The sequence below is a fragment of the Acidovorax sp. GW823-FHT02H02 genome, from assembly GCF_058797075.1.
Genome location: NZ_JBXAJH010000013.1, coordinates 133,180 through 154,404, shown reverse-complemented (window position 1 = coordinate 154,404; position 21,225 = coordinate 133,180). Strand labels below are relative to the sequence as shown.

Sequence of the window (21,225 nt, the reverse complement as noted above, 5' to 3'; positions counted from 1 at the left end):
TAAAAAGGGAACGTGAAACACGTTCCCTTTTTACTGCCAATCAGATCAAGCCAAGCTTAACTGACTGGCATTGGCCCCCGGGCGGCCTTTTGCATGGCGGCAGCCGCTGGTGCGGCGCGGCCGGGGCCAGGCTGCGCACGCGCGCCGCTACACTCACAGGGCCCCGTGGCAGCGCCGCCCGGAGTTGCCCGTTGTCCACCACCATGACCCTGACCCAAAGCCTGCTCGTCATAGGCCTGCTCATCGCGGCCAGTGCCTTCTTTTCGATGGCCGAGATTTCGCTGGCTGCAGCGCGCCGGCTGCGCCTGCGCCAGATGGCGGACGAGGGCGATGCCCGCGCCGACCGGGTACTGCGCCTGCAGGAGCAACCGGGCGACTATTTCACCGTGGTGCAGGTGGGCCAGAACGCGGTGGCCATCCTGGGGGGCATTGTGGGCGAAGGCGCACTGAGCCCGCATTTCACGGCATTGTTCGGGCTGTGGTTGTCAGAGGGCAGCGCGCAGAACCTCGGTTTTCTGGTGTCGTTCGTGGCCATCACCTCGCTGTTCATCCTGTTTTCCGACCTGTTCCCCAAACGCCTGGGTATGGCCGATCCAGAAAACACCGTGGTGCGGCTGGCGCAGCCCATGGTGTTTCTGATGACCTTGCTGCGCCCGTTGGTGTGGTTCTACAGCAAGGGCGCGGACGCCCTGTTCCGCCTGCTGGGAATGTCCTCGCTGCGGGACGACCGCATCACTTCCGACGACATCCTGGCGATGATGGAAGCCGGCGCGCGCGCGGGCGTGCTGGCTGCGCGCGAGCAGCAGGTCATCACCAACGTGTTCGAGCTGGACACGCGCACGGTGTCCAGTGCCATGTCCCCGCGCGACCGCGTGGCGTTCTTCCTGCGCGACGAACCGGACGCCGTCATCCGCCTGCGCATCGCGGCCGAGCCCTTCTCGACCTACCCGGTATGCGAGGGCGACATCGACCATGTGGTGGGCTACGTGGACGCCAAGGACCTGTTCCAGCGCGTGCTGAACAACCAGCCGATCTCGCTGGCCGACGACAGCCTGGTGCGCAAGGTGCTCATCGTGCCCGACCGGCTCACCCTGTCCGAGGTGCTGGAGCAGTTCCGCCAGGTGCACGAGGACTTTGCCGTGATCGTGAACGAATACAGCCTGGTGGTCGGCGTGGTCACGCTGAACGACGTGATGAGCACCGTGATGGGCGATCTGGTGGGCCCGGCCGATGAAGAGCTGATCGTGCGTCGCGACGAAAATTCATGGCTCATCGATGGCGTCACCCCGGTAGAAGACGTGCTGCACGCGCTGGGTCTCGATGAACTGCCGCACAGCGACGAGTACAAAACCCTGGCCGGCTTCCTGATGGTGATGCTGCGCCGCGTCCCCCGGCGCACCGACAACGTGGTCTGGGGCGGCTACAAGTTCGAGGTGCTGGACGTGGACAGCTTCCGCATCGACCAGGTGATGGTGTCACGCCTGACGCCTGTGCCGGCCGACAGTGGCAGCGCGGCAACCCCTGCAGAGCCGGCGGCACCGTAGATCTTGCGCCCCGCGCCACCCTGGTGCATCAGGCCGCTGCGGGTGTTTCGTTGAACAGCCAGTTGCGCTGCGCTCCAAACACGGCATCAGGATAGGGCGAGCGCCCCCGGCTGCCGTTGTAGCGACCCAGCGCCATGAACAGGTCGCCCCGTTCACGATCAATGTAGTGACGCAGGATGACGCAGCCAAAGCGCAGGTTGGTCTGCATGTGAAACAGCTTGCCCGGGTCGCCGTCGCCGATCACGCGCGTCCAGAACGGCATGACCTGCATATAGCCCCGCGCACCCACGCTGGACACGGCAAACTTGCGAAAGGCGCTCTCCACCTGGATGAGCCCCAAGACCAGCGAAACATCCAGCCCCGCACGCTTGGACTCGTACCACACGGTCTGCAGAAAATCGCGACGCACTTCCCACTCGGGTTTGCGGCGGCGCAGGCGGTCGCTCATGGTGCCCAGCCAGCGCAGGTAGTACAGCCGGGACTCGGTGGTGAAAAACTCCGGCTCGGGCGGCGCGTAGTTACCCACGGCCGAGGCCAGCGCCGTGCGCACGGAATCCATCAAGGGTTCTTCCAGCTGCCCGCCTGCGTGGGCCTGCGCCGGCGCCACCAGCCATGCAGCCGGTGCGGCCAGCGACACCAGGCACGCACGGCGAGACACGCCGCTCAGGGCCGATATGCTGGCAGGCCGGTCTCGCTCGCTCGTCATACGGCCATACGCCCCTTCACATGGGCCAGAATGTCGGCGGCTGCCACCTTGGTGGCAGCCGCATCACGGCGGTGCTGGTACTCGACCACGCCTTCTTTGAGGCTCTTGTCGCCAATGGTCACGCGGTGCGGCACACCAATCAGCTCCCAGTCGGCAAACATGGCACCCGGGCGCTCGCCGCGGTCGTCCAGGATCACGTCGACGCCAGCGGCCAGCAGACCGGCATAAAGCTGCTCGGCCGTGGCCTTGACGGCTTCGCTGCGGTCCATGCCCACCGGGCAGACCACCACGGTGAACGGCGCAATGGCGTCGGGCCAGATGATGCCGCGCTCGTCATGGTTCTGCTCGATGGCGGCGGCAGGCAGGCGCGTGACGCCAATGCCGTAGCAGCCCATCTCCAACGGCTGGGGCTTGCCGGTTTCGTCCAGGAAGGTCGCGTTCATGGCCCGGCTGTACTTGGTTCCCAGGTAGAACACATGGCCCACCTCGATGCCACGCTCAATCGCCAGCACTCCCTTGCCGTCAGGCGAGGGGTCGCCCGCCACCACGTTGCGCAGGTCGGCCACAGCATCCGGCTCGGGCAGGTCGCGGCCCCAGTTCACGCCGGTGATGTGGAAGTCGGGCGCATTGGCGCCGCAGATCCAGTCGGCCATCAGGGCGACTTCGCGGTCCACCACGATCTTCAAAGGCTTTTTCAGGCCGATGGGCCCCAGATAACCCGGCTTGCAGCCAAAGTATTCGTCGATCTCACCCAGCGTGGCAAAGCGGAAGCCCGCCAGGCCAGGCACCTTGCCGACCTTGATCTCGTTCATGTCATGGTCGCCGCGCAGCAGCAGCAGCCAGACCTGGCTTTTGACGATCTCGCCCGCCTCATTGGTCTCGTCGGTGGCCAGAACCAGCGACTTGACGGTGGTGCGCAATGGCACGCCCAGCAGTTGCGCCACATCGGCGCAGGTGGCCTTGCCGGGGGTGGCGGTCTTTTCCATCGCCTTGGCGGGTGCTGGACGCGGACCCGCGGGCGCCAGGGCTTCGGCCTTTTCCATGTTGGCAGCGTAGTCGCTCCCCGGGCAATAGACGATGGCGTCCTCGCCCGTGGCGGCGATCACCTGGAACTCTTCGGAGAGGTCGCCACCAATGGCGCCGCTGTCGGCGGCCACGGCGCGGTAGGTCAGGCCGAAGCGGTCAAAGATGCGACGGTAGGCCTGCGCCATGACCTGGTAGCTGGCCTTGGCGGCCGCCTGGTCCTTGTCAAAGCTGTAGGCGTCTTTCATGGTGAATTCGCGGCCGCGCATGAGGCCGAAACGCGGACGGCGCTCGTCGCGGAACTTGGTCTGGATCTGGTAGAAGTTCTTCGGCAACTGCTTGTAGCTCTTGATCTCCTGGCGCGCAATGTCAGTGATCACTTCTTCGCTCGTAGGCTGCACCACAAAGTCGCGGCCATGGCGGTCCTGGATGCGCAGCAACTCGGGGCCCATCTTGTCAAACCGCCCCGTCTCCTGCCACAGCTCTGCCGGCTGCACCACGGGCATGGTCAGTTCCACGGCACCGGCACGGTTCATTTCCTCGCGCACGATGGCCTCGACCTTGCGAATCACCCGAAGGCCCATGGGCATGTAGTTGTAGATGCCTGCGCCCAGCTTCTTGATCAGACCTGCCCGCATCATGAGCTTGTGGCTGACCACTTCAGCGTCGGCCGGGGCTTCCTTGAGGGTGGAAATGAAGAATTGGGAGGCTTTCATCGGGATCGGCTTCGGGCGGAACGTAATGGTCCACTTGCCGCACAGTAGGCGCCGTGCATAATGGACACAGTTTAAAAATTGGGGTTTGATTATGCTTGACCGGGACGGCTTTCGGCCGAACGTCGGCATCATCCTGCTCAACCAGAAGAACCAGGTGTTCTGGGGCAAACGCATTCGCACCCACAGCTGGCAGTTTCCGCAAGGTGGCATCGACCGGGGCGAAACCCCCGAGCAGGCCATGTTCCGCGAGCTGCACGAAGAGGTGGGACTGCATCCCAACCATGTGCGCTTGGTCGCACGAACACGGGACTGGTTGCGCTATGAGGTGCCTGACCGGTACATCCGGCGCGACGCGCGCGGACATTACAAGGGCCAGAAACAAATCTGGTATCTGCTTCAGCTCGTGGGCCACGATTGGGATCTGAACCTGCGGGCCACCGACCATCCCGAGTTCGACGCCTGGCGCTGGCACGACTATTGGGTTCCGCTGGATGTGGTGGTCGAGTTCAAACGGGGCGTCTATGAGATGGCCCTGACCGAGCTGGCCCGTTACCTTCCACGCCACGAACAGCGCAACCGGTACCTGCGCAGCGGCATGCGTGCGCGCGACACGGAGCCGCAAGGCAGCCCCATGCACCGTGCGGGCTCCCTGCTGTTGAACCCAGGGGTGGAACTGCCTCCGGGCGCAAGTTTTGACCCAGATCCGCAAAACAGTGCGCCGGCAGAACTGGAAGCCCTGCCGCTTCCCAACTTGGTATCGCGACCGGTCTAGGGAGACTGCCGGAAAGAGCCCTTCGGCATGCAGGGCCTGCCGAAAGGTCTGATGGCGGCCTCCCCTGCGGCAAGCTGACCCAGGCCCCCTGGATCAGCAGGGAGCCATCAGCCTGTGGTCAGCACCAGGTTGTCGCGGTGCACCATTTCCGACTCTGCGACATAACCGAGCAGCTTTTCAAACTCGGAAGATGGCTTGCGGCACAAAAGCCGGGCTTCCGCGCTGGCGTAGTTGGCCAGCCCGCGTGCGATCTCCCGCCCCGACGGATCACGCACTGCAATCACTTCGCCGCGCGAGAAATCTCCCTCCACTGCCGTCATGCCGATGGGCAGCAAGCTCTTTCCCTCATCGCGCAGCTTGGCTGCCGCACCGGCATCGACCACGACAGCGCCCCGCATCTGCAGGTGATCGGCCATCCACTGCTTGCGGGCCTGCTTTTTGGCCGTCTGGGCCACCAGCAAGGTGCCCAGCGCCTCGCCATGCACCAGACGCAGCAGCACGTTTTCTTCCCGCCCCCACGCGATCACGGTGGAAGCCCCGGATCCCGCCGCCCGCTTGGCGGCCAGGATTTTGGTGATCATCCCACCTTTGCCAATGCTGGAGCCCGCCCCGCCGGCCATGGCTTCCAGGGCCGGATCACCCGCCTGGGCTTCGTGCACGAACTGCGCGGCCGGGTCTTTGCGAGGATCGGCCGTATAAAGACCTTTCTGGTCCGTGAGAATCACCAGCGCATCCGCCTCCACCAGATTGGCGACCAGCGCACCGAGGGTGTCGTTGTCGCCGAACTTGATTTCGTCATTGACCACGGTGTCGTTTTCGTTGATCACCGGCACCACGCCCAGACGCAGCAGGGTCAGCAGGGTCGAACGCGCATTGAGATACCGCTCACGGTCTGCGAGATCGGCGTGCGTGAGCAGCACCTGCGCACTGCCCATGCCCTGCTCGCGCAGCTTGGTCTCGTACATCTGCGCAAGTCCCATCTGTCCCACAGCGGCGGCGGCCTGCAGCTCGTGGATTTCCTGGGGGCGCGCCGTCCAGCCCAGGCGTTTCATGCCCTCAGCGATCGCGCCGCTGGACACCATCACCACCTCACGGGGCGCGCCGCCCTCGCCGCGCACCAGGGCCGCCAGTTGGCGGCTCCACTCGCCGATGGCGGCCTCATCCAGGCCGCGCCCCTCGTTGGTAACGAGACTGGAACCCACTTTCACCACAATGCGGCGGGCATCGCGCAATACGCTGGAAACCATTTTTTGAGCAGTTTTTACCACTAGCGCTTATGAATAAAGCGCCAACAGCTATTATAAATATAGCGAAATAAACAACACGAACAGCACATCCCGTCAGACGGGGGCATCTCCAGCAAACCGTGGATCCACTTCCTCCGGCTCGTTTTCGATGCGCTGCTCCGACTGCACATGGCGGAAGATGGCATGGATCAGCGGCTCGCAGCCCTCGCGTGTCAGCGCAGAAATCTCGAACACCGGCCCTTTCCACTTGAATCGCTTCACGAAATCTTTGACGCGGGCCTCCCGCTCATCGGCGGGCACCATGTCGAGCTTGTTCAGCACCAGCCAGCGCGGCTTGTCGTAGAGCTGCTGGTCGTATTTCTTCAGTTCGTTGACGATGGCCTTGGCCTGGGCCACAGGATCCACCGCGTCGTCAAATGGCGCCAGATCCACAATGTGCAGCAGCAGGCGGGTGCGCTGGAGGTGGCGCAAGAACTGGTGACCCAGCCCCGCCCCTTCCGAGGCACCCTCGATCAGACCAGGAATATCGGCCACCACAAAGCTCTGCTCGGGGCCCACGCGCACCACCCCCAGATTCGGATGCAACGTGGTGAAGGGGTAGTCGGCGATCTTGGGGCGCGCATTGGAAACCGCCGTGATGAAGGTGGACTTGCCCGCGTTCGGCATGCCCAGCAGGCCCACGTCGGCAAGCACCTTCAGCTCGAGTTTCAGGTTTTTCTTCTCGCCCGGCCATCCGGGCGTCTTCTGGCGTGGCGCCCGGTTGATGGCGCTTTTGAAACGCATGTTGCCAAAGCCGCCATCACCGCCCTTGGCGATGGTGATGACCTCGCCGGGATTGAGCAGCTCATAGAGCACCTCGCCCGTTTCCGCGTCGGTGATGATGGTGCCCACAGGCATCTTCAGGGTGATGTCCGAGCCCGCAGCGCCAAACATGTCGGAACCCATGCCGTGCTCGCCCCGCTTGGCTTCATGGCGGCGCGAATAACGGAAATCCACCAGCGTATTGAGATTGGGGTCGGCCACTGCAAACACATGCCCCCCGCGCCCTCCATCGCCCCCATTGGGACCGCCGAATTCCTTGTATTTTTCGTGCCGGAACGACACACAGCCATTGCCACCATCACCGGCAGCAATGTCAATATAGGCTTCATCGACGAACTTCATGGGGTATCCAGTTTACAAAAGAGCGCAAGCCAGGAAGCGAACCCTCCGGAAAGCACAAAGCCCCGTCCATGCGGGGCACGCGGGCCAGCACCATAGCACCGGCCAGCGCCTTAAACAACAAAGCCCCGACAGGGCGGGGCTTCGATTGCTGCCAGAGGAATCAACCTCAGGCGGGAGTCACATTGACCGTGTGCTTGGACAGCGCACCCTTGGTGCCAAACGACACATGGCCGTCCACCAGGGCAAACAAGGTGTGGTCCTTGCCCACGCCGACATTGCTGCCGGGGTGAAAGCGCGTACCGCGCTGGCGCACGATGATCGAGCCAGCACTGATCAGTTCACCACCGAACGCCTTGACACCCAGCATCTTTGGCTTGGAGTCGCGCCCGTTTCGCGTAGAGCCGCCGCCTTTTTTCTGTGCCATGACATCAGCTCCTTCTTAAGCAGCAATCGCACCGATTTGCAGCTCGGTGAACTGCTGGCGATGGCCTTGGCGTTTTTGATAGTGCTTGCGACGGCGCATCTTGAAGATGTGCACTTTGTCGTGCTTGCCGTGGGCCACGACAGTGGCTTTCACGGTTGCGCCGGACACCAGGGGAGTACCCACCTTCAGTTCAGCGCCGTTGCCGACAGCCAGAACCTGGTCGATCACAATTTCCTGGCCTACGTCCGCAGCAATCTGTTCTACTTTAATTTTTTCGCCGGAAGCAACGCGATACTGCTTGCCGCCGGTTTTTATGACCGCGTACATGTTGACCTCTTGATATGAGTTCTGCAGACGGATTTCCGCAGAGCCAAAAATTATACCACCAAGCACAAAAGCAGCCAACCCCTCTGCACGCGCCGAACTGCCGCGACATTGGCAATGGCCTGCCCCTGTGCGGTCCTTCCTATAATTCGCAGCACTTTCTGCGTGCCACTTCATCTTGACATCCCCCCTCACCCCCACCGCCACATCACCGCTGACGATCATCAACGACGACATGCGTGAAGTGGACAACGTCATAGCCCAGCGCCTGACATCCGGCGTGCCCCTGGTGGCGCAAATCTCCCAGTACATCATCGCCGCCGGAGGCAAGCGGCTGCGACCGGCACTGTTGCTGCTGATATGCGGCGCTCTCGGCTATCGGCAGCACCACCGTTTCAGCATGGCCGCCGTAGTCGAACTGATCCATACGGCCACCCTGCTGCACGACGACGTCGTGGATGCATCCACCCTGCGCAGAGGGCGCGCCACAGCCAACCAGACCTTCGGCAACCCTGCGAGCGTGTTGGTGGGCGATTTTCTGCATTCACGCTCATTTCAGATGATGGTGGAGACGGGAAAGATGCGCGTCATGGAAGTACTGTCTGAAGCCACCAATGTGATTGCCGAAGGCGAGGTATTGCAGTTGATGAACATGCACGATGCCTCCCTGGATGAGGCAGGTTACCTCCAGGTCATCCGCTCCAAGACCGCCAAGCTGTTTGAAGCCAGCGCACGGCTGGGCGCCATTCTTGCCGAAAGCCCCCCTGAAATCGAAGAGGCCTGCGCAATCTATGGGCAGGCCCTTGGCACGGCGTTCCAGATCATCGACGATGTACTTGACTATGACGGGGACACCCTGGAAATGGGGAAAAACCTTGGCGATGACCTGCGCGAAGGAAAGTCCACCCTGCCCCTCATCGTGGCCATGCAAAGAGGCACACCAGAACAGGCGGCCATCGTGCGACACGCCATTGAAGAGGGCTCCACAGATCGCCTTGACGATGTGGTGGCCATTGTACGAAGCACCGGAGCCCTGGAAGCAGCACGCACAGCGGCCTTCGCTGAAGCCCGTCGCGCCATGACTGCTGCCGAGCAACTGCCAAAGGGAGACTACTCAGCGAGCTTGCTACAATTGGCAGCTCAATTGCTTGAGCGCCGCGCCTGAATTCTGCCGAATCCAGCAGAATTTGTAATCAGCGGCGTCAATGCGCGGGGTGTAGCTTAGCCTGGTAGAGCGCTACGTTCGGGACGTAGAGGCCGGAGGTTCGAATCCTCTCACCCCGACCATTTTCCGCACCAATCAAGCAGCATTCCTCCAACTGTGGCAATCCTGCCAATTCGGCAGCGCTGTACAGGGCACGAGTGTTCGGGGATGATAGGATGGTTTTTTCACCACTAATTGCCCTGGTTAAATGGCCGTTGTCGATACCGCCCAGAAAGAAGCCTCTTCAGTAGCTCTCCCGGGATTGGGTCGCGCACTGATGTCTGCGGGAAAGCTGACACAAAAATCAGCCGAGGAAATTTACAAAAAGTCACAAAACAGCCGCACCAGCTTTATCGCTGAACTGACCGGCTCTGGCGTTGTTTCAGCTGCGGATTTGGCACATACCGTTTCGGCTGTTTTTGGTGCTCCATTGCTCGATCTGGACGCCATAGACCCCCAGCGCCTTCCCAAAGACCTCCTGGATGCAAAGATTTGCACCGCCTATCGGGTGGTTGTTCTCAGCAAACGAAACAACCGACTGATCGTTGCCACGGCGGACCCCACAGATCAAGAGGCCGCCGAAAAAATCAAATTCACCACCCAAATGGGGGTGGACTGGATTATTGCGGAATACGATAAATTAAACCGCTTGGTTGAAATCAGCACAAAATCCACGGGTGAAGCCATGGATACGCTGATCAGCGCTGGAAGTGATTTTGAATTTGATGATGTTGCAGTGGAAGAGGCCACTGAGAGCGCTGACGCGGCAACCGAAGTTGAAGATGCTCCCATCGTCAAGTTTCTCCACAAGATGCTGCTGGACGCATTCAACATGCGGGCATCCGATCTGCATTTCGAGCCCTACGAGCACCAATACCGGGTACGTTTTCGCATTGACGGTGAATTGCGCGAAATCGCGTCGCCTCCCATTGCCATCAAGGACAAACTAGCTTCCCGGATCAAGGTTATTTCCCGCCTCGACATTTCCGAAAAACGGGTGCCCCAGGATGGGCGCATGAAACTGAAGGTGGGGCCAGACCGGGTCATCGATTTTCGCGTCAGCACCTTGCCTACCCTGTTTGGCGAGAAAATCGTGATCCGTATTCTCGATCCCAGTAGCGCAAAACTAGGGATCGATGCACTCGGCTATGAGGCGGCGGAGAAGGAACGCCTGTTGACAGCAATTGGGCGTCCTTACGGAATGATTTTGGTCACGGGCCCCACGGGGTCGGGCAAGACCGTTTCGCTCTATACATGCTTGAATCTGCTCAACAAGTCTGGCGTCAATATCGCCACGGCCGAAGACCCCTCCGAAATCAACCTTCCCGGGGTCAACCAGGTCAACGTGAACGAAAAGGCGGGACTCACTTTTGCCGTCGCCCTCAAGTCTTTTCTGCGCCAAGACCCTGACATTATCATGGTGGGTGAAATTCGGGATCTGGAGACCGCCGATATTTCCATCAAAGCAGCTCAGACAGGGCACTTGGTACTGTCGACCTTGCATACCAATGACGCCCCCACCACGCTGACTCGCATGCGCAACATGGGGATTGCCCCCTTTAACATTGCCTCCAGCGTCATACTGATCACCGCCCAGCGCCTGGCGCGTCGGCTTTGCCCTATTTGCAAGACGCCTGCTGATATTCCACATGAGGCACTCGTGGATGCAGGCTACCCCGAGCACGAACTCGATGGCTCCTGGGTCACCTATCGCCCCGTTGGCTGCTCTGCCTGCAACAATGGATACAAGGGCCGTCTAGGGATCTATCAGGTGATGCCGATCTCTGAAGAGATTCAGCGCATCATCCTGCGCGACGGCAGTGCGCTCGAAATTGCGGAACAGGCCAAACTGGAGGGTGTGCGCTCCCTGCGTGATGCCGGGCTGCATAAAGCAAAGTTAGGTCTTACTTCTCTGGAAGAAGTGCTGGCAGTGACCAACGAATAATTCAAGAACGAGGGAGCATCATGGCAACCGCAGCATCCAAACGCGAAATCAAGGACTTTGTCTTTGAGTGGGAAGGCAAAGACCGCAACGGAAAGATTGTCCGGGGAGAAACGCGCGCAGTCGGTGAAAATCAGGTGCAGGCCATGCTGCGGCGGCAAGGTGTATTTCCCACCAAGATCAAGAAGCGCCGGATGCGCTCGGGCAAGAAGATCAAGCCCAAAGATATTGCACTGTTCACCCGCCAGCTCGCCACCATGATGAAGGCCGGAGTGCCTTTGCTGCAGGCATTCGACATCGTGGGACGAGGCAACACCAATGCCAGCGTGACCAAGTTGCTCAACGATGTGCGTTCGGACGTCGAAACCGGCACCTCCTTGAATGGTGCATTTCGCAAATACCCCATGTATTTCGACAGCCTGTATTGCAACCTGGTCGAGGCGGGTGAGGCAGCGGGCATTCTGGAAGCGCTTCTCGATCGCCTGGCGCTTTATATGGAGAAGACCGAAGCCATCAAATCCAAGATCAAATCGGCACTGATGTACCCGATCTCGGTGGTGATCGTGGCATTTGTGGTGGTCACCGTGATCATGATTTTTGTGATTCCGGCCTTCAAGGAAGTATTCACCTCGTTCGGTGCCGATTTGCCTGCCCCTACCCTGTTCGTCATGGCGATCAGCGAAGTATTCGTCCAGTGGTGGTGGCTGATTTTCGGTGTACTGGGTGGAGGTTTTTACTTTTTCATGCAGGCCTGGCGCCGAAGTGAGAAAGTCCAGATGTTCATGGACCGCCTGATGCTGCGCATGCCCGTTTTTGGTGCGCTGGTCGAAAAGTCCTGCGTGGCCCGCTGGACCCGTACCCTCTCGACCATGTTTGCCGCGGGCGTGCCCTTGGTGGAAGCTCTCGATTCCGTGGGGGGCGCAGCCGGCAATTCGGTCTATTCCATGGCGACCGACAAGATTCAGCAAGAAGTTTCTACCGGAACGAGCCTGACAGCTGCCATGGGCAATGCCAATATCTTTCCGTCCATGGTGCTGCAGATGTGCGCCATTGGGGAAGAGTCAGGGTCCATTGACCACATGCTGGGCAAGGCGGCAGACTTCTATGAAGCGGAAGTGGATGACATGGTGGCCGGACTGTCCAGCCTGATGGAACCCATCATCATCGTGTTTCTGGGCACGCTGATTGGGGGCATTGTGGTGTCGATGTATCTGCCGATCTTCAAGTTGGGTCAGGTCGTTTGATCGTGGATATCTTGGCAGAACCCGCCATTGCGGGCCTTGTGGGTCTGCTGCTGGGCAGCTTTCTCAATGTGGTGATTCACCGCTTGCCCCAGATGATGGAGCGCCAATGGGCGCAGGAGCACGCGGCATTCGCGGCCGGCACGGATGCCCCGCCAACGCCCGGCACCGAGGCGGCTTTCAATCTGTGCACGCCCCGCTCGCGTTGTCCGGCGTGCGGGCATGCGGTGCAGTGGTATGAAAACATCCCGGTGCTGAGCTATCTTTTTCTGCGGGGTCGCTGCTCTGCGTGCAAGGTGCGCATCAGCGCACGCTACCCCCTGGTGGAGATCCTGACGGGCGTGCTTTTCGCATTCTGCGCCCACCGGTGGGGGTTCACTGCCACAGGTCTGGCATGGGCCGGTTTTTCTGCCGCCATGGTGGCACTGGCGTTCATCGACTGGGACACTACCCTGCTGCCTGACGACATCACCCTGCCCTTGCTGTGGGCTGGCTTGATCGCGTCGGCCATGCACTGGATCGACGTTCCCCTGCTGGCGTCCGTGACGGGTGCCGCTGCCGGCTACCTCTCCCTGTGGCTGGTGTACTGGGCCTTCAAGCTGGCCACCGGCAAGGAAGGCATGGGATATGGCGATTTCAAGCTCTTTGCTGCCCTGGGCGCCTGGTTCGGCTGGCAGGCCCTGGTTCCCATCATTTTGATGTCTTCCGTGATCGGGGCCCTGGTCGGGATCGGTCTCAAGGTATTCAACAACCTGCGTGAAGGCGGTTATGTACCTTTCGGCCCTTTCCTCGTGGGTGCCGGCTTGACGGCCATGGTGTTCGGGCCCCAGGCCATGTTGCAAACGGTGCTGAACCTGTTCGGGTTGTGAGCATGCAGCGGCCAGTGCACGTGGGTCTGACCGGGGGCATTGGCAGCGGCAAAAGCACGCTCGGACAGATGCTTCAGTCCTGCGGGGCAGCGCTGATGGATGCGGATGCCATCGCCCGCTCGGTTACCGCACCCGGTGGAGCCGCGATTGGCGACATCCGGACCGCCTTTGGACCGGAGGCCATCGACTCCACCGGCGCCATGGACCGCGCCCGCATGCGGACGCTGGCATTTTCCAGCCCCCAGGCACGCGCCCAGCTCGAAGCCATCGTGCATCCCTGGGTGACCCGGCTGAGCGAGCAGCAAGCCCGGGACGCCGCGGCCGCCGGACATCGCGCCATCGTCTTCGACATCCCCCTGCTGGTGGAGTCGGGCCGCTGGGCGCGCAAGCTCGACGCCGTGGTGGTGGTGGATTGCAGCACCGAAACGCAGATCCACCGTGTCATGGCGCGCAATGGGCTGCAGCGCGCGGCAGTACAGGCCATTCTGGATACGCAGGCATCCCGCCAGGCCCGTCGGGCCGCAGCAGATGCCATCGTGGTGAACGATGGCATTTCGCTGGAGGCACTGCGAGGCCATGCAACGCAGCTTGCGCGCCTGTTCGGGCTATGATGATGCGTTGGAGCCTGTTTGTGCTGCCTTTCCATGGCGTGCGCCACCGGCGTCAGAACATCCACTGAGCTCCCAGGAATCCGCCAGCGTGATCCTTTACGAATACCCCTTTAACGAACGCATCAGAACCTACCTGCGACTGGAACAGTTGTTTCGCAGGCTGGGTGAATTGATTCCCCGCCAGCACCCGCTGGACCACCACTTTGCCCTGGTCACCATCTTCGAAATCATGGACGTGGCGGCGCGTGCCGACCTGAAATCCGACGTTCTCAAAGATATCGAGAAACACAAGCACCAGCTCGACAGCTACCGGGGCAATCCCTCGATTTCCGAGGCGGCACTGGATGCTGTGGTCGCTCAGCTGGACCACTGCTTTACATCGCTCAACCAGCAAACCGGCAAGGCAGGCCATGCCCTGACCGAAAACGACTGGCTGATGAGCATCCGCAGCCGCGTGGGCATCCCTGGCGGCACCTGCGGGTTTGATCTGCCGGCCTACTACACCTGGCAACACAAGGAAGTGGCGGTGCGCCAGCAGGCACTGGAGCAATGGGCCTCCACCCTTGCACCGCTGGCCGAGTCGATTTACGTGCTGCTCAAGCTGCTGCGGGACTCGGGGGTGCCCCAAAAGGTGGCCGCCGAGCGTGGCCAGTTCCAGCAAAACCTTCCGCAGGGCCGCACATTCCAGCTGCTGCGCCTGCGCATCGACCCCGCACTGGAGCTGATCCCGGAGATCAGCGGCAATCGCCTCATTGTGTCGGTGCGCCTGATGCGGCAGGAACCCGATGGACACCTGCAATCGTCCACCGACGATGCCGCGTTCGAGCTCACGCTCTGCGCCTGAAGAAGGCCTGCCAATGGCAACCCAACTCCCGCCGGGTGAAGTCACCCGCCATGTCACCTGCCCCCAGTGCGGCGGCGACAGCATCTACAGCACGCAAAACCCCTTTCGGCCCTTTTGCAGCGAGCGCTGCAAGCAGATGGACCTGGGCGCCTGGGCCAGCGAGGACTTTCGCATGCCTACCGAGGCGCCTCCTGACGACGCACCGTATGGCGATCCCCGCCTGCAGCACTGAGGGATATCGACTGCATACAGCGCTGAATAACAGGAAAATCAGACTCTAGAGCCTATCCATAATGAGTTTACAGCTATTTATTTAATAGCTATCCAAAGAAAACTTCTGGCCACGCTCTTCGGCCAGCCATTGCAGTACCGGGTACGCACCGGGCAACACTGGCGCCACAGTCAGTGGCATCTGCTGCCAGGCCATGGTCTGGCCTTCGCGCATCTCGAACGCACCCGACCACTCCCGCACCTTGCACCAATGCAGGCGCACCAGGGCATGCGGGTAGTCGTGCTCGGTCACCTTCCAGATGCTGGCGGGGCCGATGGTCACGCCGAGCTCCTCGATCAGCTCGCGGCGCAGCGCCTGCTCCACCGTCTCGCCCGCCTCCAGCTTGCCGCCCGGAAACTCCCAATAGCCCGCATAGGGCTTGCCGGGCGGGCGCGTGGACAGGAGCATCGCACCATCGGCCCGCAGCAGGATGCCCACGGCCACCTCGGTGTGCGCGCGGTCGGCGGTGCCGGCCGCATCAGGATGAACCGTGTCAGCCACCATGCCGCCCCGCATAGTCGCGCGCAAACTGGTAGGCCACGCGGCCGCTGCGCGAACCGCGCTCCAGCGCCCAGACCAGCGCCTCGGGCCGGGCCGCCGCGATGGCTGCCGCCGAAACGCCGAGCGACGCCAGCCACTGGGCCACGATGGTCAGGTATTCATCCTGGCTGAATGGATAGAAACTGACCCACAGGCCAAAGCGCTCCGACAGGGAAATCTTTTCCTCGACCGCCTCGCCAGGATGCACCTCGCCGTCGTCGGTGTGCGTGTAGCTGCGGTTTTCTGCCATGTACTCGGGCACCAGGTGGCGCCGGTTGCTGGTGGCATAAATCAGCACATTGGGCGTTGCGGCGGCCACCGAGCCATCGAGGATGGACTTGAGCGCCTTGTAGCCCGGCTCGCCGTCTTCAAAACTCAGGTCATCACAGAAGACGATGAATTTCTCGGGCCGCTCCGACACCACGTCCACGATGTCGGGCAGGTCGGTGAGGTCGGCCTTGTCCACCTCGATCAGGCGCAGGCCCTGGGCCGCGTGGGCATTCAGACAGGCCTTGATGAGCGAAGACTTGCCCGTGCCACGTGCGCCGGTCAGCAGCACGTTGTTGGCCGGTTTGCCCTGCACGAACTGCTGGGTGTTGCGCTCGATCTTTTCTTTTTGCCCGTCGATCTCCTGGAGGTCGGTCAGCTGTATCGCTGCCACATGGCGCACGGGCTCCAGGCTGCCATGGCCGCTGCTGCGCTTGCGATAGCGCCAGGCAATGGAAGCCGACCAGTCGGGCGCGCCCAGAGGCTGCGGCAGCACGGACTCGATGCGGGCGATGAGCTGCTCGGCGCGCTCGATCAGGTGTTCAAATTTTTGATTCATTTTTGGCATCCAGCGCTTATCCAGCAAGCGCCAGCAGCTAGCAAGACAGGAGTATTTCAGGAGCGGTAATCTGCATTGATGGTGACGTATTCGTGGCTGAAATCGCAGGTCCACACCGTGTCCACCGCACCACCGCGGCCCAGCAGCACGCGCACGGTGATTTCGCTTTGCTTCATCACGCGCTGACCGTCTTCCTCGCGGTAGGCAGGGTTGCGCCCACCATGCACCGCCACATGCACGTCGTCGAGGTAGAGATCGATGCCGGTCTGGTCCAGGTCTTCGATTCCTGCATAGCCCACGGCCGCCAGGATGCGGCCCAGATTCGGGTCGCTGGCGAAGAAAGCCGTCTTGACCAGCGGCGAATGGGCGATGGCATAGGCCACCTTGCGGCACTCCTCGCCTGTCTTGCCACCTTCGACACGCACGGTGATGAACTTGGTGGCGCCTTCACCGTCGCGCACGATGGCCTGGGCCAGCTTTTGCGCCACGCCCAGCATGGCCGCCTTGAGGGCCTGCCCCTCGACGCTGGCCAGCGTGGTGACAGGGCTGTGCGCTGCCTTGTTGGTGGCCACCACCACGAACGAATCGTTGGTGGAGGTGTCGCCGTCGATGGTGACGCGGTTGAACGAGCAATCGGCCAGTTCGCGCGCCAGCTGCTGCATCACGGCAGGTGCAACGCAGGCGTCCGTGGCCAGAAAGCCCAGCATGGTGGCCATGTTGGGACGGATCATGCCCGCCCCCTTGCTGATGCCGGTGATGGACACGGTGGCCCCACCGATCTGCACCTGGGCCGAGAAGGCCTTGGGCAGGGTGTCGGTGGTCATGATGCCCTCGGCCGCGCGCGCCCAGTGGCCGGGCTGCGCATCGGCAATGGCAGCGGGCAGACCGGCTTCAATGCGGTCGTTGGGCAGCGGCTCCATGATCACGCCGGTGGAGAACGGCAGGATCTGCTCGGGCGCCACGCTCAGCTGGCGTGCGAGCGCAATGCAGGTGGAACGTGCGCGCGCCAGGCCGTCGGTACCGGTGCCCGCGTTGGCGTTGCCGGTGTTGATGACCATGGCACGGATGGATTGACCGCGGCCCAGATGCTCGCGGCTGATCTGCACCGGGGCCGCGCAAAAGCGGTTCTGCGTGAACACGCCAGCCACGCTGGCGCCTTCGTCCAGCAGGAACACGGTGAGATCCTTGCGGCTGGCTTTGCGGATACCGGCTTCGGCAACGCCGATGCGGACGCCGGCAATCGGGTGCAGATCGGCGGCAACGGGGGCAAGTAGATTGACGGGCATGGTGGTCTTTCTCAAAAACTGCGTTGGATTATCCGGAAAACCGTGGTGCGCAAATGAAGACACGGGCCGCGGCCCGTGTCGTTTGGTTCCATTCAATCAGGCCAGCTTGCCGTGGCACTGCTTGTACTTCTTGCCACTGCCGCAAGGGCAGGGATCGTTGCGCCCCACGCGAACGCCTTGCGGCAAGGCCTGGTCCATCGTCTGGGCATCGACCGTGGTCTCCACCTCACCCGTTTCGGTGGGCGCCGTGTAGGTCACATTGGCAATGCTTTCCGCACGGCTTTCCATGTCCTGCGCGGCCTGGTCCAGCTGCGCTGGCGACTGCACCTGCACAGTCATGAGGATCTTGGTGACCTCGTTCTTGACCTGGTCGATGAGCTGGCGGAACAGCTCGAACGCCTCGCGCTTGTATTCCTGCTTGGGCTGCTTTTGCGCATAACCGCGCAGGTGAATGCCCTGGCGCAGGTAGTCGAGCGCGCTCAGGTGGTCACGCCAGTTGGAGTCAAAGCTCTGCAGCAGCACCACGCGTTCGAACTGGGTGAAGTTGTCACGCCCCACCTGTTCGATCTTGGCGTCGAACGACGCATGTGCAGCCTGAAGCACCTTGTCCAGAATCTCGTCGTCGGTGATGCTGTGCGCGCCCTCCACCTCCTTTTGCAACGCAATCGAAACCTGCCATTCGTCGGCCAGGACCTTTTCGAGGGCCGGCAGGTTCCACTGCTCCTCCACCGATTCCGCGGGAACATACAAACGCACCAGATCGGTCATGCAGTCCTCGCGCATGGCGGCAATCACGTCGGACAGTTCGGCGGCATCGAGGATGTCGTTGCGCTGCTGGTAGATGACCTTGCGCTGGTCGTTGGCCACATCGTCGTACTCGAGCAGCTGCTTGCGGATGTCGAAGTTGCGGGCTTCGACCTTGCGCTGGGCCGACTCGATGCTGCGCGTGACAATGCCCGCCTCGATGGCCTCGCCATCGGGCATCTTCAGGCGGTCCATGATGGCCTTGACGCGGTCGCCCGCGAAGATGCGCATCAGCGAATCATCGAGGCTCAGGTAAAAGCGCGACGAACCCGGGTCGCCCTGGCGGCCCGAACGGCCCCGCAGCTGGTTGTCGATGCGGCGCGACTCATGGCGCTCGGTGGCGATGATGCGCAGCCCGCCCAGTTCTTTCACCTTTTCGTGGTCGCGCGCCCATTCGGCGCGCACTTCGGCGATGCGGGCCTGCTTGGTGGCTTCATCCAGCGTCTCGTCCGTCTCCACGGCAGCCACCAGCTTTTCGATGTTGCCACCCAGTACGATGTCGGTGCCGCGGCCCGCCATGTTGGTGGCAATGGTGATCATGCCGGCGCGTCCGGCCTGGGCCACGATGTCCGCCTCGCGGGCATGCTGCTTGGCATTGAGCACCTGGTGGGGCAGGTTTTCCTTGTTCAGAAGCTGGTCGATGATCTCGGAGTTCTCGATCGACGTGGTGCCTACCAGCACGGGCTGGCCGCGCTCATGGCACTCGCGGATGTCCTTGATGGCCGCCTCGTATTTCTCGCGCGTGGTCTTGTACACGCGGTCGAGCTGGTCATCGCGCCGGCTGGGGCGGTTGGGTGGAATGACCACGGTTTCCAGGCCGTAGATTTCCTGGAACTCATAGGCTTCGGTATCGGCCGTTCCGGTCATCCCGGCGAGCTTGCTGTACAAGCGGAAGTAGTTCTGGAACGTGATGGACGCCAGCGTCTGGTTCTCGGCCTGGATGGCCACGCCCTCCTTGGCTTCCACGGCCTGGTGCAGGCCTTCGCTCCAGCGGCGACCCGACATCAGGCGGCCGGTGAACTCGTCCACGATGACGATCTCGCCGTTCTGCACCACGTAGTGCTGGTCGCGGTGGTACAGGTGGTTGGCCCGCAGCGCCGCATACAGATGGTGCATCAGCGTGATGTTGGCCGGGTCATACACCGACGCGCCTTCGGCGATCAGGCCCTGGGCAGCCAGGATGCGCTCGGCGCTTTCATGGCCCTGCTCGGTCAGGAATACCTGGTGGGTTTTTTCGTCCAGCGTGAAATCGCCGGGTTTGGTCACACCCTCGCCGGTGCGCGGATCGGCTTCGCCTTCCTGGCGCACCAGCAGTGGCACCACCTTGTTCATGGCGATGTACATCGCCGTATGGTCCTCGGCCTGGCCGCTGATGATGAGCGGCGTGCGCGCCTCGTCGATCAGGATGGAGTCCACCTCGTCCACGATGGCGAAGTTGAGGCCATGCTGCACGCGGTCCCGTGCCTCATAGACCATGTTGTCGCGCAGGTAGTCGAACCCATATTCGTTGTTCGTGCCGTAGGTGATGTCTGCGGCGTAGGCGGCCTGCTTTTCTTCGCGCGGCATGTTGGGCAGATTGATGCCCACCGTCAGCCCCAGGAAGTTGTAAAGACGCCCCATCCACATGGCATCCCGGTTGGCCAGGTAGTCGTTCACCGTGACCACATGAACGCCCTTGCCGGACAGTGCATTCAGGTAGACCGGCAAGGTGGCGGTGAGGGTCTTGCCCTCCCCCGTGCGCATTTCCGCGATTTTCCCGTAGTGCAATGCCATGCCGCCGAGCAGCTGCACATCGAAATGGCGCATCTTCATGATGCGCTTGGAGCCTTCTCGCACCACGGCGAATGCCTCCGGCAACATGTCGTCAAGCGACTCACCTTTGGCCACACGCTCCTTGAATTCCAGCGTCTTGGCGCGCAGCGCGTCATCGGTCAGCTTCTCATAGTCGGGCTCCATCGCATTGATGCGGGCAACCGTTTTGCGATATTGCTTGAGGAGCCGGTCATTGCGGCTGCCGAATAATTTGGTAAGGAAGTTGGTGGCCATGCGAACAGGACCGCCTGACATGCGCCGAAAAGCATGTGAGACGACCGAAACCCCTAAGATGAATTGATTTCAGGTGGGTCGGTTGCCCCCGATTGCAAGCACTGCAATGCCAGGCAACAAACTCCGGACCGATGATTTTACCTGCCTGGTGCCAAGACTCCCGGCACCGCAGCCCAAGGCACTGCGTGGGCACCTGCAACCGGGGCGCAGGATTCATTGCCCCCACATCGGAAATTCCCGACGCACCCGAAAAGGCACCCCGATTCCAAGCACCAGCAGGCCAACGGGTTGAACGACAAGGCGCGAACCAGGCGTCCGCGATAATCCAATGCCGTCCCGCCCTGCCCGGCCCCATCACACCATCCCCATGAATCGCCGCCACTACGCCATCACACTGCAGCAAGCCAGCGAGGACTCTCCGACGCTGGCCAAACTGGCGGCGCTCACACGGGATTCCAGTGAACGGCTTCAGGCGATTGAACGGCTGATCCCTTCAGCCCTGCGCTCGACGGTGCAAGCAGGCCCTATCGATGGAGGCAACTGGTGTCTGCTGGTGAAAAGCAACGCTGCGGCGGCAAAAATACGCCAGTTGCTGCCAGCGTTGCTGGCGCACTTGCGCAGCCGGGGGTGGGAGGTGGACTCCATTCGCCTCAAGATTCAGGCCTGATATACCCCTGAGAGAGGTGTAAGCCCGGGCGTTTCTGCGAAAAATGGTGCCGATTGTCGGAATCGAACTGACGACCTACCGCTTACAAGGCGGTTGCTCTACCAACTGAGCTAAATCGGCGAAGGCTGCATTTTATCCTGCAAAAACAGCGTCT

General features: G+C 61.7%; 20 protein-coding genes and 2 tRNA genes. 11 read left to right on the top strand and 11 right to left on the bottom strand.

The window, feature by feature from the left end:
* The first annotated feature begins 203 nt into the window (after window positions 1-203).
* Complete coding sequence (gene paeA / locus AC1RDS_RS14980) at window positions 204-1,544, top strand: polyamine export protein PaeA (RefSeq protein WP_092701261.1); 1,341 nt, start codon at window positions 204-206, stop codon at window positions 1,542-1,544.
* 28 nt (window positions 1,545-1,572) lie between these two features.
* On the opposite strand, the gene AC1RDS_RS14975 is transcribed toward paeA, so the two are convergent.
* Complete coding sequence (locus AC1RDS_RS14975; RefSeq protein ID WP_348682682.1) at window positions 1,573-2,250, bottom strand: lytic transglycosylase domain-containing protein; 678 nt, start codon at window positions 2,248-2,250, stop codon at window positions 1,573-1,575.
* Window positions 2,247-3,989: a proline--tRNA ligase gene (locus tag AC1RDS_RS14970; protein WP_348682683.1), complete on the bottom strand. Its 1,743-nt coding sequence runs from the start codon at window positions 3,987-3,989 to the stop codon at window positions 2,247-2,249. Before AC1RDS_RS14970 ends, AC1RDS_RS14975 begins: the two co-directional genes overlap by 4 nt.
* A 91-nt stretch (window positions 3,990-4,080) precedes the next feature.
* Here AC1RDS_RS14970 and AC1RDS_RS14965 point away from each other — a divergent pair, with 91 nt between their 5' ends.
* Complete coding sequence (locus AC1RDS_RS14965; RefSeq protein ID WP_287879215.1) at window positions 4,081-4,761, top strand: RNA pyrophosphohydrolase; 681 nt, start codon at window positions 4,081-4,083, stop codon at window positions 4,759-4,761.
* 107 nt (window positions 4,762-4,868) lie between these two features.
* Here the strand turns inward: AC1RDS_RS14965 and proB are convergent, their stop codons facing one another.
* The 4 genes from proB to rplU form a co-directional block, all read right to left on the bottom strand.
* Entirely contained in the window at window positions 4,869-6,008 is a 1,140-nt protein-coding gene (gene proB, locus AC1RDS_RS14960; RefSeq protein WP_092701249.1) for a glutamate 5-kinase, read from the bottom strand.
* A gap of 93 nt (window positions 6,009-6,101) precedes the next feature.
* Entirely contained in the window at window positions 6,102-7,172 is a 1,071-nt protein-coding gene (gene cgtA, locus AC1RDS_RS14955; protein ID WP_092701246.1) for an Obg family GTPase CgtA, read from the bottom strand.
* Between the two features lie 166 nt (window positions 7,173-7,338).
* On the bottom strand, window positions 7,339-7,596 hold the full coding sequence (gene rpmA / locus AC1RDS_RS14950) for a 50S ribosomal protein L27 (RefSeq protein WP_026437555.1): 258 nt from the start codon (window positions 7,594-7,596) through the stop codon (window positions 7,339-7,341).
* Window positions 7,597-7,611: 15 nt separating this feature from the next.
* Entirely contained in the window at window positions 7,612-7,923 is a 312-nt protein-coding gene (gene rplU, locus AC1RDS_RS14945; RefSeq protein ID WP_005794184.1) for a 50S ribosomal protein L21, read from the bottom strand.
* Window positions 7,924-8,155: 232 nt separating this feature from the next.
* Between rplU and AC1RDS_RS14940 the strand changes: the two genes are divergently transcribed.
* The 8 genes from AC1RDS_RS14940 (at window position 8,156) to AC1RDS_RS14905 (ending at window position 14,863) form a co-directional block, all read left to right on the top strand.
* Window positions 8,156-9,085 (top strand): polyprenyl synthetase family protein, encoded by a 930-nt coding sequence (locus AC1RDS_RS14940; protein WP_208859756.1) that lies wholly within the window; start codon window positions 8,156-8,158, stop codon window positions 9,083-9,085.
* Between the two features lie 45 nt (window positions 9,086-9,130).
* Window positions 9,131-9,207: transfer RNA gene (locus AC1RDS_RS14935), tRNA-Pro, on the top strand.
* Window positions 9,208-9,332: 125 nt separating this feature from the next.
* On the top strand, window positions 9,333-11,069 hold the full coding sequence (gene pilB / locus AC1RDS_RS14930; protein WP_092701243.1) for a type IV-A pilus assembly ATPase PilB: 1,737 nt from the start codon (window positions 9,333-9,335) through the stop codon (window positions 11,067-11,069).
* Window positions 11,070-11,089: 20 nt separating this feature from the next.
* A complete protein-coding gene (locus AC1RDS_RS14925) occupies window positions 11,090-12,310 on the top strand; it encodes a type II secretion system F family protein (protein ID WP_092701240.1) in 1,221 nt (406 codons plus the stop codon).
* Window positions 12,307-13,176, top strand: coding sequence for a prepilin peptidase (locus AC1RDS_RS14920; RefSeq protein WP_092701237.1), 870 nt, complete (start codon window positions 12,307-12,309; stop codon window positions 13,174-13,176). The genes AC1RDS_RS14925 and AC1RDS_RS14920 overlap by 4 nt, the downstream gene beginning before the upstream one ends.
* Before the next feature lie 2 nt (window positions 13,177-13,178).
* Window positions 13,179-13,787 carry a dephospho-CoA kinase gene (gene coaE / locus AC1RDS_RS14915; RefSeq protein WP_092701234.1) on the top strand — a complete coding sequence of 203 codons (609 nt, stop codon included), beginning with the start codon at window positions 13,179-13,181 and terminating at the stop codon, window positions 13,785-13,787.
* A gap of 88 nt (window positions 13,788-13,875) precedes the next feature.
* Window positions 13,876-14,631, top strand: coding sequence for a cell division protein ZapD (zapD, locus tag AC1RDS_RS14910; RefSeq protein ID WP_092701231.1), 756 nt, complete (start codon window positions 13,876-13,878; stop codon window positions 14,629-14,631).
* A gap of 13 nt (window positions 14,632-14,644) precedes the next feature.
* Window positions 14,645-14,863 carry a DNA gyrase inhibitor YacG gene (locus AC1RDS_RS14905; protein ID WP_092701228.1) on the top strand — a complete coding sequence of 73 codons (219 nt, stop codon included), beginning with the start codon at window positions 14,645-14,647 and terminating at the stop codon, window positions 14,861-14,863.
* 81 nt (window positions 14,864-14,944) lie between these two features.
* Here AC1RDS_RS14905 and AC1RDS_RS14900 read toward each other — a convergent pair whose 3' ends face one another.
* From AC1RDS_RS14900 to secA, 4 genes are all read right to left on the bottom strand, one after another.
* Window positions 14,945-15,406, bottom strand: a complete 462-nt coding sequence (locus AC1RDS_RS14900) for an NUDIX domain-containing protein (protein ID WP_287879204.1) — start codon at window positions 15,404-15,406, stop codon at window positions 14,945-14,947.
* Window positions 15,396-16,268 (bottom strand): ATP-binding protein, encoded by an 873-nt coding sequence (locus AC1RDS_RS14895; RefSeq protein ID WP_092701225.1) that lies wholly within the window; start codon window positions 16,266-16,268, stop codon window positions 15,396-15,398. The genes AC1RDS_RS14900 and AC1RDS_RS14895 overlap by 11 nt, the downstream gene beginning before the upstream one ends.
* A 56-nt stretch (window positions 16,269-16,324) precedes the next feature.
* Entirely contained in the window at window positions 16,325-17,554 is a 1,230-nt protein-coding gene (gene argJ, locus AC1RDS_RS14890) for a bifunctional glutamate N-acetyltransferase/amino-acid acetyltransferase ArgJ (protein WP_287879201.1), read from the bottom strand.
* Between the two features lie 96 nt (window positions 17,555-17,650).
* Window positions 17,651-20,404, bottom strand: coding sequence for a preprotein translocase subunit SecA (secA, locus tag AC1RDS_RS14885; RefSeq protein ID WP_348682684.1), 2,754 nt, complete (start codon window positions 20,402-20,404; stop codon window positions 17,651-17,653).
* A gap of 367 nt (window positions 20,405-20,771) precedes the next feature.
* On the opposite strand from secA, the gene AC1RDS_RS14880 reads away from it, so the two are divergent.
* Window positions 20,772-21,071: a DciA family protein gene (locus AC1RDS_RS14880; RefSeq protein WP_026437567.1), complete on the top strand. Its 300-nt coding sequence runs from the start codon at window positions 20,772-20,774 to the stop codon at window positions 21,069-21,071.
* Window positions 21,072-21,115: 44 nt separating this feature from the next.
* Here AC1RDS_RS14880 and AC1RDS_RS14875 read toward each other — a convergent pair.
* Window positions 21,116-21,191, bottom strand: a tRNA-Thr gene (locus tag AC1RDS_RS14875).
* Window positions 21,192-21,225 lie beyond the last annotated feature (34 nt).

Excerpts from the sequence above, each read along its gene's own strand:
- rplU (WP_005794184.1), bottom strand. The coding sequence starts at position 7,923 with ATGTACGCGGTCATAAAAACCGGCGGCAAGCAGTATCGCGTTGCTTCC.
- proB (WP_092701249.1), bottom strand. The coding sequence starts at position 6,008 with ATGGTTTCCAGCGTATTGCGCGATGCCCGCCGCATTGTGGTGAAAGTG.
- AC1RDS_RS14940 (WP_208859756.1), top strand. The coding sequence starts at position 8,156 with ATGCGTGAAGTGGACAACGTCATAGCCCAGCGCCTGACATCCGGCGTG.
- paeA (WP_092701261.1), top strand. The coding sequence starts at position 204 with ATGACCCTGACCCAAAGCCTGCTCGTCATAGGCCTGCTCATCGCGGCC.
- AC1RDS_RS14895 (WP_092701225.1), bottom strand. The coding sequence starts at position 16,268 with ATGAATCAAAAATTTGAACACCTGATCGAGCGCGCCGAGCAGCTCATC.
- AC1RDS_RS14975 (WP_348682682.1), bottom strand. The coding sequence starts at position 2,250 with ATGACGAGCGAGCGAGACCGGCCTGCCAGCATATCGGCCCTGAGCGGC.
- argJ (WP_287879201.1), bottom strand. The coding sequence starts at position 17,554 with ATGCCCGTCAATCTACTTGCCCCCGTTGCCGCCGATCTGCACCCGATT.
- AC1RDS_RS14905 (WP_092701228.1), top strand. The coding sequence starts at position 14,645 with ATGGCAACCCAACTCCCGCCGGGTGAAGTCACCCGCCATGTCACCTGC.
- AC1RDS_RS14900 (WP_287879204.1), bottom strand. The coding sequence starts at position 15,406 with ATGGTGGCTGACACGGTTCATCCTGATGCGGCCGGCACCGCCGACCGC.
- rpmA (WP_026437555.1), bottom strand. The coding sequence starts at position 7,596 with ATGGCACAGAAAAAAGGCGGCGGCTCTACGCGAAACGGGCGCGACTCC.
- AC1RDS_RS14880 (WP_026437567.1), top strand. The coding sequence starts at position 20,772 with ATGAATCGCCGCCACTACGCCATCACACTGCAGCAAGCCAGCGAGGAC.
- AC1RDS_RS14965 (WP_287879215.1), top strand. The coding sequence starts at position 4,081 with ATGCTTGACCGGGACGGCTTTCGGCCGAACGTCGGCATCATCCTGCTC.
- cgtA (WP_092701246.1), bottom strand. The coding sequence starts at position 7,172 with ATGAAGTTCGTCGATGAAGCCTATATTGACATTGCTGCCGGTGATGGT.
- AC1RDS_RS14925 (WP_092701240.1), top strand. The coding sequence starts at position 11,090 with ATGGCAACCGCAGCATCCAAACGCGAAATCAAGGACTTTGTCTTTGAG.
- AC1RDS_RS14970 (WP_348682683.1), bottom strand. The coding sequence starts at position 3,989 with ATGAAAGCCTCCCAATTCTTCATTTCCACCCTCAAGGAAGCCCCGGCC.
- secA (WP_348682684.1), bottom strand. The coding sequence starts at position 20,404 with ATGGCCACCAACTTCCTTACCAAATTATTCGGCAGCCGCAATGACCGG.
- pilB (WP_092701243.1), top strand. The coding sequence starts at position 9,333 with ATGGCCGTTGTCGATACCGCCCAGAAAGAAGCCTCTTCAGTAGCTCTC.
- coaE (WP_092701234.1), top strand. The coding sequence starts at position 13,179 with ATGCAGCGGCCAGTGCACGTGGGTCTGACCGGGGGCATTGGCAGCGGC.